12 protein-coding genes are annotated in these 13,254 nt (G+C 60.4%); all 12 read right to left on the bottom strand.

Annotation, left to right across the window (positions count from 1 at the left end):
- Nucleotides 1–114: 114 nt before the first annotated feature.
- The 12 genes from nuoF to mnmA all read right to left on the bottom strand — a co-directional run bounded on the left by nuoF (nucleotide 115) and on the right by mnmA (nucleotide 13,254).
- Complete coding sequence (nuoF, locus tag JMV15_RS23505) at nucleotides 115–1,470, bottom strand: NADH-quinone oxidoreductase subunit NuoF (protein ID WP_005789119.1); 1,356 nt, start codon at nucleotides 1,468–1,470, stop codon at nucleotides 115–117.
- Entirely contained in the window at nucleotides 1,467–1,964 is a 498-nt protein-coding gene (gene nuoE / locus JMV15_RS23510) for an NADH-quinone oxidoreductase subunit NuoE (RefSeq protein WP_003232080.1), read from the bottom strand. Before nuoE ends, nuoF begins: the two co-directional genes overlap by 4 nt.
- Before the next feature lie 2 nt (nucleotides 1,965–1,966).
- Nucleotides 1,967–3,751 carry an NADH-quinone oxidoreductase subunit C/D gene (nuoC, locus tag JMV15_RS23515; RefSeq protein WP_005789116.1) on the bottom strand — a complete coding sequence of 595 codons (1,785 nt, stop codon included), beginning with the start codon at nucleotides 3,749–3,751 and terminating at the stop codon, nucleotides 1,967–1,969.
- Nucleotides 3,752–3,822: 71 nt separating this feature from the next.
- Nucleotides 3,823–4,497: a NuoB/complex I 20 kDa subunit family protein gene (locus JMV15_RS23520; RefSeq protein ID WP_003174719.1), complete on the bottom strand. Its 675-nt coding sequence runs from the start codon at nucleotides 4,495–4,497 to the stop codon at nucleotides 3,823–3,825.
- 10 nt (nucleotides 4,498–4,507) lie between these two features.
- Nucleotides 4,508–4,921, bottom strand: coding sequence for an NADH-quinone oxidoreductase subunit A (locus JMV15_RS23525; protein WP_003192109.1), 414 nt, complete (start codon nucleotides 4,919–4,921; stop codon nucleotides 4,508–4,510).
- A gap of 643 nt (nucleotides 4,922–5,564) precedes the next feature.
- Nucleotides 5,565–6,890, bottom strand: coding sequence for an isocitrate lyase (gene aceA / locus JMV15_RS23530; protein WP_003174717.1), 1,326 nt, complete (start codon nucleotides 6,888–6,890; stop codon nucleotides 5,565–5,567).
- A 493-nt stretch (nucleotides 6,891–7,383) separates the two neighbouring features.
- Nucleotides 7,384–8,121 (bottom strand): secretin N-terminal domain-containing protein, encoded by a 738-nt coding sequence (locus JMV15_RS23535; RefSeq protein ID WP_014718909.1) that lies wholly within the window; start codon nucleotides 8,119–8,121, stop codon nucleotides 7,384–7,386.
- A gap of 226 nt (nucleotides 8,122–8,347) precedes the next feature.
- Nucleotides 8,348–8,770 carry a GNAT family N-acetyltransferase gene (locus JMV15_RS23540; RefSeq protein ID WP_019816711.1) on the bottom strand — a complete coding sequence of 141 codons (423 nt, stop codon included), beginning with the start codon at nucleotides 8,768–8,770 and terminating at the stop codon, nucleotides 8,348–8,350.
- Nucleotides 8,763–9,929 (bottom strand): ribosomal protein uL16 3-hydroxylase, encoded by a 1,167-nt coding sequence (locus JMV15_RS23545; RefSeq protein WP_014718907.1) that lies wholly within the window; start codon nucleotides 9,927–9,929, stop codon nucleotides 8,763–8,765. The genes JMV15_RS23540 and JMV15_RS23545 overlap by 8 nt, the downstream gene beginning before the upstream one ends.
- A gap of 84 nt (nucleotides 9,930–10,013) precedes the next feature.
- A complete protein-coding gene (gene purB / locus JMV15_RS23550) occupies nucleotides 10,014–11,384 on the bottom strand; it encodes an adenylosuccinate lyase (RefSeq protein WP_019816712.1) in 1,371 nt (456 codons plus the stop codon).
- Nucleotides 11,385–11,509: 125 nt separating this feature from the next.
- The gene (gene hflD / locus JMV15_RS23555; RefSeq protein WP_019816713.1) at nucleotides 11,510–12,133 is read right to left on the bottom strand and encodes a high frequency lysogenization protein HflD; all 624 of its coding nucleotides are present in this window, start codon (nucleotides 12,131–12,133) and stop codon (nucleotides 11,510–11,512) included.
- The gene (gene mnmA / locus JMV15_RS23560) at nucleotides 12,130–13,254 is read right to left on the bottom strand and encodes a tRNA 2-thiouridine(34) synthase MnmA (RefSeq protein ID WP_014718905.1); all 1,125 of its coding nucleotides are present in this window, start codon (nucleotides 13,252–13,254) and stop codon (nucleotides 12,130–12,132) included. The genes hflD and mnmA overlap by 4 nt, the downstream gene beginning before the upstream one ends.

Genomic DNA, 13,254 nt, shown 5'->3' on the forward strand with positions numbered 1-13,254 from the left:
CCGTTGTCAGCGGGCGTGGCTAATGGAATCTTGTTATTCATGTGCATCTACACAGCCTTTACGGCGTCAGCACATGAGCAGGCGAAGGGCACGGACCCTTCGCCTGTTTAAGCGTTACGCGCCGACTACGATCGGCTTCGCCAGAGGCGGGACGGCGGCGCTGGTGGGCGCGATGCCGGCTTCGAACTCCGAGCGGAAGTATTTGATTGCGCTGCCCAATGGCTCCACGGCGCCTGGTGCGTGAGCACAGAAAGTCTTGCCTGGGCCGAGGAAACCGACCAGACCCAGCAGGGTTTCGATGTCGCCCTCGCGGCCTTCGCCATTTTCCAGGGCCATCAGCAGCTTGACGCTCCAAGGCAGGCCGTCGCGGCATGGGGTGCAGAAGCCGCAGGATTCGCGGGCAAAAAACTGCTCCATGTTGCGCAGCAACGAGACCATGTTCACGGTGTTGTCGACCGCCATCGCCAGGCCGGTACCCATCCGGGTGCCCACCTTGCCGATACCGCCGGCATACATTTGTGCATCCAGGTGCTCGGGCAGCAGGAAACCGGTGCCGGCGCCGCCTGGCTGCCAGGCTTTCAAGGTGTAGCCGTCGCGCATACCGCCGGCGTAGTCCTCGAACAGCTCGCGTGCGGTCACGCCGAATGGCAGTTCCCACAGGCCAGGGTTCTTGACCTTTCCGGAGAAGCCCATGAGCTTGGTGCCCATGTCTTCGCTGCCTTCGCGGGCCAGGGATTTGTACCAGTCCACGCCGTCGGCGATGATCGCCGGCACGTTGCACAGGGTCTCGACGTTGTTCACGCACGTCGGCTTGCCCCACACGCCCACGGCGGCGGGGAAGGGCGGCTTGGAACGCGGGTTGGCGCGGCGGCCTTCGAGGGAGTTGATCAGTGCGGTCTCTTCACCGCAGATATAACGCCCGGCGCCGGTGTGCACGAACAGTTCGAAGTCAAAACCGGAACCGAGGATATTCTTGCCCAACAGGCCAGCGGCCTTGGCTTCTGCCACTGCACGGTTGAGGTGCTTGGCGGCGGTGGTGTACTCGCCACGCAGGAAGATATAGCCACGGTAGGTCTTGAGCGCACGGGCACTGATCAACATGCCTTCGATCAGCAGATGGGGCAGTTGCTCCATCAGCATGCGGTCTTTCCAGGTGTTGGGCTCCATTTCATCCGCGTTGCACAGCAGGTAGCGGATGTTGATGGATTCGTCCTTGGGCATCAGGCCCCACTTCACGCCAGTGGGGAAGCCTGCGCCGCCGCGGCCCTTGAGACCGGCGTCTTTCACGGTCTGGACGATATCGTCCTGGGCCATGTCGGCGAAAGCTTTGCGCGCAGCGGCGTAGCCGTTCTTGGCCTGGTATTCGTCGAGCCATACCGGCTCGCCGTCGTCACGCAAGCGCCAGGTCAGCGGGTGGGTCTCGGCCGAACGCTTGATCAGGTTGGCCGGGCCGAAAGAGGTCAGGGTCATGGGTAGCCCTCGAGCAATTGGGTCACGCCAGCAGGCTGTACGTCACCGAATGTGTCGTCGTCGATCATCAACGCCGGCGCCTTGTCGCAGTTGCCCAGGCAGCACACCGGCAGCAGCGTGAAGCGGCCGTCGGCGGTGGTCTGGCCGAGGCCGATGCCCAGCTTGGCCTGGATTTCGCTGACCACGGACTCATGGCCACCGATGTAGCAGACCATGCTGTCGCACACACGAATGATGTGGCGGCCCACCGGTTGGCGGAAGATCTGGCTGTAGAACGTCGCCACGCCTTCAACGTCGCTGGCGGGGATGCCGAGGATCTCGCCGATGGCGTAGAGGGCGCCGTCGGGCACCCAGCCACGTTCCTTCTGGACGATCTTCAGGGCTTCGATCGACGCCGCGCGCGGGTCTTCGTAGTGATGCAGCTCGTGCTCGATGGCCGAGCGCTCGGTTTCACTCAAGGTGAAACGGTCTGTCTGGATAAGCGTGCTGTTCATGCTTAGCGGTCCACGTCGGCCATAACGAAATCGATACTACCCAGGTACGCAATCAAGTCCGCGACCATCTCGCCTTTGATCACCGAAGGGATCTGCTGCAAGTGGGCAAAACTTGGGGTACGAATCCGGGTGCGGTAGCTCATGGTGCCGCCATCGCTCGTCAGGTAATAACTGTTGATACCCTTGGTCGCTTCGATCATCTGGAAGGATTCGTTGGCCGGCATGACCGGGCCCCACGAAACCTGCAGGAAGTGCGTGATCAGGGTTTCGATGTGCTGCAGCGTGCGCTCTTTGGGCGGCGGCGTGGTCAGCGGGTGATCCGCCTTGTACGGGCCGGCCGGCATGTTGCGCATGCACTGCTCGATGATCTTCAGGCTCTGGCGCATTTCTTCGACGCGCACGATGCAACGGTCGTAGGCATCGCCATTGGCCGCCAGCGGTACTTCGAACTCGAAGTTCTCGTAGCCGGAGTACGGGCGTGCTTTACGCAGGTCGAAGTCGCAACCGGTGGAACGCAGGCCGGCACCGGTGACGCCCCATTCCAGGGCCTCTTTGGTGTTGTACTGCGCGACGCCGATGGTGCGGCCCTTGAGGATGCTGTTGTCCAGCGCGGCTTTCTGGTACTCGTCCAGGCGCTTGGGCATCCAGTCGATGAATTCCTTGACCAGGCGTTCCCAGCCGTTCGGCAGGTCGTGGGCCACGCCGCCGATGCGGTACCAGGCCGGGTGCAGACGGAAACCGGTGATGGCTTCGATGACCTTGTAGGCACGCTGACGGTCGGTGAAGGTGAAGAACACCGGCGTCATGGCGCCGACGTCCTGGATATAGGTACCCAGGAACAGCAGGTGGCTGGTGATGCGGAAGAACTCGGCCATCATGATGCGGATGGTGTCGACGCGGTCCGGTACCTTGATACCGGCCAGCTTCTCGACCGAGAGCACGTACGGCAGGTTGTTCATCACGCCGCCGAGGTAGTCGATACGGTCGGTGTACGGGATGAAGCTGTGCCAGGACTGACGCTCGGCCATCTTCTCGGCGCCACGGTGGTGGTAGCCGATGTCCGGGACGCAGTCGACGATTTCTTCGCCGTCCAGTTGCAGGATGATACGGAAGGCACCGTGGGCCGAAGGGTGGTTCGGGCCCAGGTTGAGGAACATGTAGTCCTCGTTGGTGCCGGAGCGCTTCATGCCCCAGTCTTCGGGGCGGAAGCGCGCCGCCTCTTCTTCAAGCTGTTGCTTGGCGAGGTTGAGGCTGTACGGGTCGAATTCGGTGGCGCGGGCAGGGAAGTCCTTGCGCAGCGGGTGACCTTCCCAGGTCGGCGGCATCATGATGCGCGTCAGGTGCGGGTGGCCAGGGAAGTCGATGCCGAACATGTCCCAGACTTCACGCTCGTACCAGCTGGCGTTCGGCCAGATACCGGTCACGGTCGGGATGCTCAGGTCGCTCTCGCTCAGGGCGACCTTGATCATCACGTCGCTGTTACGTTCCAGCGACATCAGGTGGTAGAACACGGTGAAATCGGCGCCGCTCGGCAGGCCCTGGCGCTTGGTGCGCAGACGCTCGTCCACGCCATGCAGGTCATAGAGCATGACGTACGGCTTGGGCAGGTTGCGCAGGAAGGTCAGGACTTCGACGAGCCTGGCACGCGCCACCCACAGCACCGGCATACCGGTGCGTGTGGCCTGGGCGGTGAAGGCGTCAGGGCCGAAACGGTTATTGAGTTCGACAACCACATCCTGGTCGTCTGCCTTATAAGGCGGGATGTACAGAGCACTGCCTGTAGTCATGGTTTTTTATCGCTTTCGGTCAACGTAAAGAATGAAGCCAGGTTTTCGTTCTATAAAAGAAGCGGGCTGGATCAGACTTCGTCGGGGCTGCGCAGGTTGGTGACTGCGATTCGCTGTTCGCGGCGCTGTTCCTTTTGAGACGGCATCTCGGCGCGATAAACGCCTTGATCACCGACCACCCAGGACAGTGGGCGACGCTCCTTGCCAATCGATTCCTGCAACAGCATCAAGCCTTGCAGGAACGCTTCGGGACGGGGCGGGCAGCCAGGCACGTAGACGTCCACGGGCAGGAACTTGTCCACCCCTTGAACGACCGAGTAGATGTCGTACATGCCACCGGAGTTGGCGCACGAACCCATGGAGATAACCCACTTTGGTTCGAGCATTTGCTCATAGAGGCGCTGGATGATCGGCGCCATCTTGATGAAGCAGGTACCGGCGATAACCATGAAATCCGCCTGGCGCGGCGAGGCCCGGATCACTTCGGCGCCAAAGCGCGCGATGTCGTGGGGCGCCGTGAAGGCGGTGGTCATTTCCACGTAGCAGCACGAAAGACCGAAGTTGTACGGCCACAGGGAGTTTTTACGCCCCCAGTTGACCGCGCCACTCAGCACGTCTTCCAGCTTGCCCATGTAGATGTTTTTGTGGACTTGGTCTTCTAACGGGTCGGAGACGGTTTCCCGTTCGCCGATGGGGTACTGCTCGTTAGGAGCATCCGGGTCGATCCTGGTGAGATTGTATTGCATTGCCAAAGCCTCATTGTTTCAGCTTCGCTTGCCGCTTGCGACGAGCTTCCGGAGCCCAGTCAAGGGCGCCCACTCGGAACAGGTAGACAAGACCTGCCAACAGAATTGCTATGAAAACGAGAGCTTCGACGAATCCGGTCCAGCCGCTTTCGCGGACGGACACAGACCATGCAAAGAGAAAGAGGGCTTCGATATCGAAGATCACGAAGAGCATCGCGACCAGATAGAATTTGGCTGAGAGCCGCAAGCGGGCGCCACCTGTAGGTAGCATGCCGGATTCGAACGGTTCGTTTTTGCTGCGGCCCCAGGCTTTTGACCCGAGGAGGCTGGAGACGCCAAGCATGAAGGCGCAGAGGCCTACAACACCGAGAAGGAAAATGGCAAAGCCCCAGTTGTGGGCCATGAGTCCTGTCGCGTCGGTCATGCTGGAAATCCTTAACAGAGAGCAAAGGTCTCTGAGCTCGAAAAAGTAACGATGCAGTGACGATATGTCGCACTGCAATCAATCGCGGTGATTTTATGGCTAAACACCGGGCAAGTAAAATTCCCAGGGCGAAATTATTCGGTGGAATAAGCACATAGTGCACCTTCTTGGGGCTGTAGCCCTTGTGGCGTGGGCATTAGCGGGCTTTTCATCAATTATGTTTTGTTTAAGCGGTAACGAAGTTTTCAGGCGCTAAATGATAATGAATATTGTTTGCGTGGGGTGTAAGCGAGTGTTTCTCATGTGGCGCGGGAAGTTACCGTTACTTGCTTGAGTGTCGCTTAGTTGTCGCAACGGTTCTTTTAACCGATCGGATGTGCGCGGATACCGCTCTGGATCAATGTTTTTAGCAAAAAACTATGGATAGGGGGCGGTCAATGTAGGAGCTGGCTTGCCTGCGATGGCGGCTGATCAGCTGAAACACCTGCCTCTGACCCACCGCCATCGCAGGCAAGCCAGCTCCCACCCTTGATTTTCGGTGATTCCTAGGCAAAAAAAACGCCCCGAACCAGTCGGGGCGTGATTGTTGCGCGGCACTGCGGTTAGGTCTTCCGTGGGGCCGCAGTGGCCGTGTACGCGGTACTTAGTGGAACTGCTCTTCTTCGGTCGAACCGGTCAGCGCGGTCACGGACGAGGTGCCGCCCTGGATCACGGTGGTCATGTCGTCGAAGTAGCCGGTGCCCACTTCCTGCTGGTGCGCCACGAAGGTGTAGCCTTTGGCGGCGTCTGCGAATTCCTGCTCCTGCAGCTTCACGTAGGCGGTCATGTCGTTGCGGGCGTAGTCGTGCGCCAGGTTGAACATGCTGTGCCACATGTTGTGGATACCGGCCAGGGTGATGAACTGGTGCTTGTAGCCCATGGCCGACAGCTCACGCTGGAACTTGGCGATGGTCGCGTCGTCCAGGTTCTTCTTCCAGTTGAAGGAGGGCGAGCAGTTGTAGGACAGCAGTTGGTCCGGGTACTCCTTCTTGATCGCTTCGGCAAAGCGGCGTGCTTCGTCCAGGTCTGGCTTGGCGGTTTCGCACCAGATCAGATCGGCGTACGGCGCGTAGGCCAGGCCACGGGCGATCGCCTGGTCCAGACCGGCGCGCACTTTATAGAAGCCTTCCTGGGTGCGTTCGCCAGTCACGAACGGCTGGTCGTACGGGTCGCAGTCCGAGGTCAGCAAGTCTGCCGCGTTGGCGTCGGTACGGGCCAGGATGATGGTCGGTGTACCGGCAACGTCAGCGGCCAGGCGAGCGGCGGTCAGCTTCTGTACAGCTTCCTGGGTCGGTACCAGTACCTTGCCACCCATGTGGCCGCATTTTTTCACCGAAGCCAGCTGGTCTTCGAAGTGCACGCCGGCAGCGCCTGCCTCGATCATGCTCTTCATCAGCTCGTAGGCGTTGAGTACGCCACCGAAACCGGCTTCGGCGTCTGCCACGATTGGCGCGAAGTAGTCGATGTAGCCTTCATCGCCTGGGTTCTTGCCGGCTTTCCACTGGATCTGGTCGGCACGACGGAACGAGTTGTTGATGCGCTTGACCACGGTTGGCACCGAGTCCACCGGGTACAGCGATTGGTCGGGGTACATGGATTCAGCGGAGTTGTTGTCCGCTGCCACTTGCCAACCGGACAGGTAGATCGCCTGGATACCGGCTTTTACCTGCTGGACTGCCTGGCCGCCAGTGAGGGCGCCCATGCAGTTGACGAAATCTTTGTCGGGACGGAAAGAAGGCTTGGCACCCTGAGTGACCAGGTTCCACAGCTTCTCGGCGCCGAGTTTTGCAAAGGTGTGCTCAGGTTGGACCGAGCCACGCAGGCGGACGACGTCAGCAGCGGAATAAGCGCGGGTCACGCCTTTCCAGCGTGGGTTTTCAGCCCAGTCTTTTTCAAGGGCTGCAATTTGCTGTTCGCGTGTCAGTGCCATGGGGAAAAACCTCGTCGCGTCTTGTTTGAAGTATCCGTTTGCCAGCCCGGCATTCGTTGCCTGGGTAGGATTGCTCGCTGACCAGAAGCTTTGGTGTTCAAGTCAAATCTGACGGAGGTAGGCGACGGGATGAACGATGGGGCTCAAGGGGGAGTTGAGCAGGTAAGGGCAAACTGCGAACGGTCTTCGGGCGTCGTGGGCCTTTGTACGATCCATCAGTGTGTAGCCGGGTTACCTGGTTAGCTTCCGTCCCTCGGGACAACTTCGTTCCAGTCGCAACCAACGTCAAACACACCTTGTGGGCGGTACAGACACGAATCGGCTCAGGTGGGTAGCTTAGAGCGGCGATCCGAAGGCCCTTGCCAGGGCCCCTGATTAGCGGGAGCGAGGCCATCATGCCCATGCTTTTTTGGCTCGTCAAATGTTTTGTAGTGCTTTTTTTATGGCACTACATCTTTAGTCTAATGCGACTTGCCAGTCAGTTTTCGGTGCTTCAGTTCAGGGTGTCGACCTTGACCCGTAAAGTCAGGTCATCGCGGCCCTGAGTAGAGTAGCTGCGGGTTGTAGAGGATTTGTCCGCCTGGGTTTCACGATTGATGCCGGCCAGGGGAATCCATTCGCCCAGGCGGCCGCTGACAGTTGTGTCGGTGCTTTGCACGTTCACTACATCGGGACGTTCCTGGCTCATGCGGTCACGGTTGGTACTGATGGCCAGGTGTACGGTCTCGCCGGTGACGCTGGCGGTCACGTAAAAGCCCTGGGTGACGTTGCGATACTGGGTCTGGTTTTGCAGACGGCCGTAGCTGTCCTGTTGCGTGGTGGTCAGCGGTACGCTCTGGCCGACCTGGATCAGCGCAGGCACGCCTTCGCTGGCCTGGATCTGCTGCACGCCACCGTCGCGGCTGGCAGTGCCGTAGCTGATGATGCGGGTCTGGCTGTCACCACTGTTCTGTTGGTTGTTCTCGTTGGTATCGACGGTGATCAGCAAACGTTTGGCCGGTGTATCCAATTGGCCGAGCAGTGCGCGCAAGCCCTCGATCCTGGCGGGCTCAGCGTTAACGATAAGCTGGTTGCCGTAGGCGCTGACGGTGCCGTCCTTGCCAATGAAGTTCTGCGCCACGGGCAGCAGGTCGGCGCTGGTGCGGTTGTTCAGGTTGACGACTTCAGTGGCGGCCATGGCGCAAGCGCTGACGGTCATCACGAGGGCGGTGAGCAGGGTGCGTAGGGACATGTCCGTTATCTCTGCGAGTCATTTGCTTGATAGTGCCAGTTTGTCGGCCTGGCAGGGCGCAAGTTGAATCGTAGACGGCAAAATGCCCTGGCAGGCAGGGCATTCAGGATGTTGCTGAAATAGCTATCGCAGGCAAGCCAGCTCCCACACTTGACCGAGTACAACCTTTGGAATGTGGTCAGTGTGGGAGCTGGCTTGCCTGCGATGCAGGCGACGCGGACTCGGGTCAGTCCCCGCGCACCATATCCACATGCGGAATCCCGACCTCAAGAAACTCATCGCTGACGATCTTGAAGCCCAGCCGCTCATAGAACGGCGCCGCATACACCTGCGCACTCAGGAATTGCCGGGTCTGGCCGCGTTTCACCGCCTCGCCGATCACCGCTTCCATCAGCTTGTCGCCGACTTTCAGCCCACGCCAGTCCTTGAGCACTGATACCCGACCGATCTCGCCGCTGGGCAGCAATCGAGCGGTGCCAATCGGGAAATCACCTTCGTATGCAAGAAAATGCATGGCGCTGGCATCGTCCGCGTCCCACTCCAATTCAGGCGGGACCGATTGTTCAGCGATGAATACCGCTTCACGAATGCGCCGAATCTCGTCGATATCCTTTCGCCAGTCCGCGACACTTACGTGAATTCTATTCATCCGCGAACCCCAGGCTGCCTTGCTTGACCAGTTCGCACAGCAGGTCGCGACCGTCTTCGTCGGCCAGCCACTCGCCCAGGTTTTCGCTGTGCAGTGCATCGGCCGAGCACACCAGCTTCAACAGTTCACGCAGTTTGCCCGGCAGGTAACGGCTCTGGCCACTGGCAAACAACAGTACATCGTCGTCCACTTCGGACCAGGCCAGGCGTGCGCTCGGGTTGCGTACCAGGATCGCGCCGTCTTGCAGGCTGTTGATGAAGTCTTCTTCGCCCAACTCTTCGCCGGCCACCAGTTCCGGGTAGCGTGGCTCGGTCATGAACTGGCCGAACCAGGTCAGCAGCATGCGCTCATCGCTCATGTGCTCGGCGAGCAAGCCCTTGAGGCGGTCCAGTGCGTCGCCCTGGATCTGGTGCGGGTCGCTGACCGGCTGGGCGTCTGCGTCGGTGTAGCGCTCTTCGTCGGTCAGGTACTGGCTGAGGAAGTCGGTGAAGTGGGTCAGCACTTCAGCGGCGCTCGGTGCACGGAAACCCACGGAATAGGTCATGCAGTCGTCTTCAGCAATACCGAAATGGGCCAGGCGCGGCGGCAGGTAGAGCATGTCGCCCGGTTCCAGCACCCATTCGGCGCTTTCTTCGAATTCTGCGAGGATGCGCAGGTCGGCGTGTTGCAGCAACGGGCTTTCGGAATTGCACATCTGGCCGATCTTCCAGTTGCGCTTGCCCTGGGCTTGCAGCAGGAACACATCGTAGTTATCGAAATGCGGACCGACGCTGCCACCCGGCGCGGCGAAGCTGATCATCACATCATCGATACGCCAGCTCGGCAGGAAGCGGAAGTGCTCCAGCAGCTCAGCCACTTCCGGCACGAACTGGTCGACCGCCTGCACCAGCAGGGTCCACTCGCGCTCGGGCAGGGTGCTGAAAGCGTCTTCGGCGAACGGGCCGCGACGCAGTTCCCACGGGCGCTCGCCGTGTTCGATCACCAGGCGCGACTCGACTTCTTCTTCCAGGGCCAGGCCTGCCAGTTCGTCGGCGTCGATCGGGCTTTCGAAGTCAGGGATGGCCTGGCGGATCAGCAGCGGTTTTTTCTGCCAGTAGTCGCGCAGGAATTCCCGTGCCGTGATGCCGCCCAGAAGTTGAAGAGGGATATCAGGATTCATGTGTAACCTATTGAAAAAAAGCACTTTTAAGACAGGAATAAAAACGCCCGGCGCGGCCGGGCGTCTCAAAGGAGCTTGCTTGGATCAGATGCGCTTGGCTTGCTCTACAGCGTTGCCGATGTAGTTGGCCGGGGTGAGCAGCTTCAGCTCGGCCTTGGCCGCGGCTGGCATGTCCAGGCCGTCGATGAAAGTTTGCAGTGCTTCGGGGCTGATGCCCTTGCCGCGCGTCAATTCTTTCAGCTTCTCGTAGGGGTTTTCGATGTTGTAGCGGCGCATCACGGTCTGGATCGGCTCGGCCAATACTTCCCAGCACGCGTCCAGGTCAGCGGCAATCTTCTGCTCGTTGAGCTCCAGCTTGCTGATGCCTTTGAGGCTGGCTTCGTACGCGATCACGCTGTGGGCAAAGCCGACACCGAGGTTGCGCAATACGGTGGAGTCGGTCAGGTCGCGCTGCCAGCGAGAGATCGGCAACTTGCTGGCCAGGTGCTGGAACAGGGCGTTGGCGATACCCAGGTTGCCTTCGGAGTTTTCGAAGTCGATCGGGTTGACCTTGTGCGGCATGGTCGATGAACCGATTTCGCCTGCAATAGTGCGCTGCTTGAAGTAGCCCAGGGAGATGTAGCCCCAGATATCGCGATCGAAATCGATCAGGATGGTGTTGAAGCGTGCAATCGCGTCGAACAGCTCGGCGATGTAGTCGTGCGGTTCGATCTGCGTGGTGTAGGGGTTGAAACCCAGGCCCAATTCGTCTTCGATGAAGGCGCGGGCGTTGGCTTCCCAGTCGATCTCAGGGTAGGCCGACAGGTGGGCGTTGTAGTTGCCTACGGCGCCGTTGATCTTGCCCAGCAATGGCACGGCGGCGACTTGGGCGATCTGGCGCTCCAGGCGGTACACCACGTTGGCCAGTTCTTTGCCCAGGGTCGTCGGCGAGGCCGGCTGGCCGTGGGTGCGCGACAGCATCGGCACGGCAGCGAAACGGATCGCCAGCTCGCGGATGGCTTCGGCGGTCTGGCGCATCAGCGGCAGCATCACGTCATCACGGCCTTCGCGCAGCATCAGGGCGTGGGACAGGTTGTTGATGTCCTCGCTGGTGCAGGCAAAGTGGATGAACTCGCTGACCTGGGCCAGTTCCGGCAGTTGGGCCGCTTGCTCTTTGAGCAGGTATTCGATGGCTTTGACGTCGTGGTTGGTGGTGCGCTCGATCTCTTTGACACGCTCGGCGTTCTCCAGGGAGAAGTTTTCCGCCAGGGTGTTCAATACAGCGTTGGCTTCGGCGGAAAACGCCGGCACTTCGCTGATGGCGGGGTGAGCGGCCAGGCGCTGGAGCCAGCGCACTTCAACCAGGACACGGGCACGGATCAGGCCGTACTCGCTGAAAATAGGGCGCAGGGCCTGGGTTTTGCCGGCGTAGCGGCCGTCAACAGGGGAAACCGCAGTGAGCGAAGAGAGCTGCATGGGGTGTTCTCGGACAGTCGGGCAACGAAATGGGGCGCGTATCATACATGAAAAAATCCGCCGGTCCGTCGCCAACTGACCGGCGTATTACGCGTAATGGCTTGAAAACAGCCTGCTGGTGCGACTTATTCGTTGCGCATCAACGGGTAAAGCTCTTTGAGCAATTTGCGTCGGCTGATCACCAACTGCCAGCGATGACCGCCCAGTTGGCGCCACAAGCGTGCCGAACGAATACCGGCCAGGAGCAGGGCGCGGATTTTCGACGCGTTGTTGGGTTGCTGCAGGTTGCGCATGTCGCCGTGCACCTGGATGCGCTGGCGCAGGGTGCTCAAGGTGTCCTGGTACAGCGCACCTACGGCTGCGATCACGTTTTCGTGGGCCGGGCCGAAGTGTTCTACCTGGGACTGGATCTGCGGCAGGCGCTTGCCGATGGTGTCCAGCAGGTCGTCGCGCTTGGCCAGTTGGCGCTCAAGGCCGAGCATCGACAGGGCATAGCGCAACGGTTCGCGCTGCAGAGTGCTGGGGTCGCGCTCCAAGGCGCCGATCAGGGCGCGATAGCCTTCACGCAGGGCCAGGTCGTCACCGCCGTAAACCTCAAGGGTGTCCTTGGGATCGCGGATCAGCAGGCTGCCGAGCATGCAGGTCAGGCCGGCCTCAGTGACCTGGCCGGTCTTGGCGATCTTGTCCACCAGTACCGCAGCGAGAAAGACACCGCCAAGGGCCGTCAATTGCTCCTGGGTCGGGCTCATGCCGGGTTGCTCCAGGCTTGCGCGACTTCAATCACGCCGCCGCCCAGGCAGATTTCGCCGTCATAGAACACCACGGACTGGCCAGGGGTGACCGCGCGCTGCGGGTCATCGAAGGTGGCACGGTAGCCGGTGGCGGTCTTTTCCAGGGTGCAGGGCTGGTCGCTCTGGCGATAACGCACTTTGGCGGTCAGGCGGCGCGGGGTGCTCAAGTCGATAGGGTTGACCCAATAGATCTCGGAAGCGAGCAGGGCGCCGGAGAACAGCAGCGGGTGCTCGTTGCCTTGGCCGACCACCAGCACGTTGTTTTCCAGGTCTTTGACCAGCACGTACCACGGCTCTTCACCGGCGTCCTTCAAACCGCCAATACCCAGGCCCTGGCGCTGGCCGATGGTGTGGTACATCAGGCCGTGGTGGCGGCCGATCACTTCACCCTCGGTGGTCTTGATCTCGCCCGGTTGCGCCGGCAGGTATTGCTTGAGGAAATCACTGAAGCGCCGCTCGCCGATAAAGCAGATACCGGTGGAATCTTTCTTCTTGGCGGTGGCCAGGCCGTGTTTCTCGGCAATTTTGCGCACTTCGGGCTTTTCCAGCTCGCCGACCGGAAACAGGGTCTTGGCGATCTGCTCACCACCGACGGCGTGCAGGAAGTAGCTCTGGTCCTTGTTCGGGTCCAGGCCCTTGAGCAATTCGGTGCGGCCATCGATATCGCGACGGCGCACGTAGTGGCCGGTAGCTATCAGGTCGGCGCCGAGCATCATGGCGTAGTCGAGGAAGGCCTTGAACTTGATTTCGCGGTTACACAGGATGTCCGGGTTCGGCGTGCGGCCGGCCTTGTATTCGGCCAGGAAGTGCTCGAACACGTTGTCCCAGTACTCGGCGGCGAAGTTGGCGGTGTGCAGCTTGATGCCGATCTTGTCGCACACGGCCTGGGCGTCCGCGAGGTCGTCCATGGCGGTGCAGTATTCGGTTCCATCGTCTTCTTCCCAGTTCTTCATGAACAGGCCTTCCACCTCATAACCCTGCTCCATGAGCAGAACGGCGGAAACGGAAGAGTCCACGCCGCCGGACATGCCGACGATGACGCGCTTCTTTTGTGTGTCAGAAGGGGCTGAATCACGCAT

Origin of the sequence: Pseudomonas paracarnis (assembly GCF_904063055.1) — a bacterium.
In the GTDB taxonomy this organism is placed as follows: domain Bacteria; phylum Pseudomonadota; class Gammaproteobacteria; order Pseudomonadales; family Pseudomonadaceae; genus Aquipseudomonas; species Aquipseudomonas paracarnis.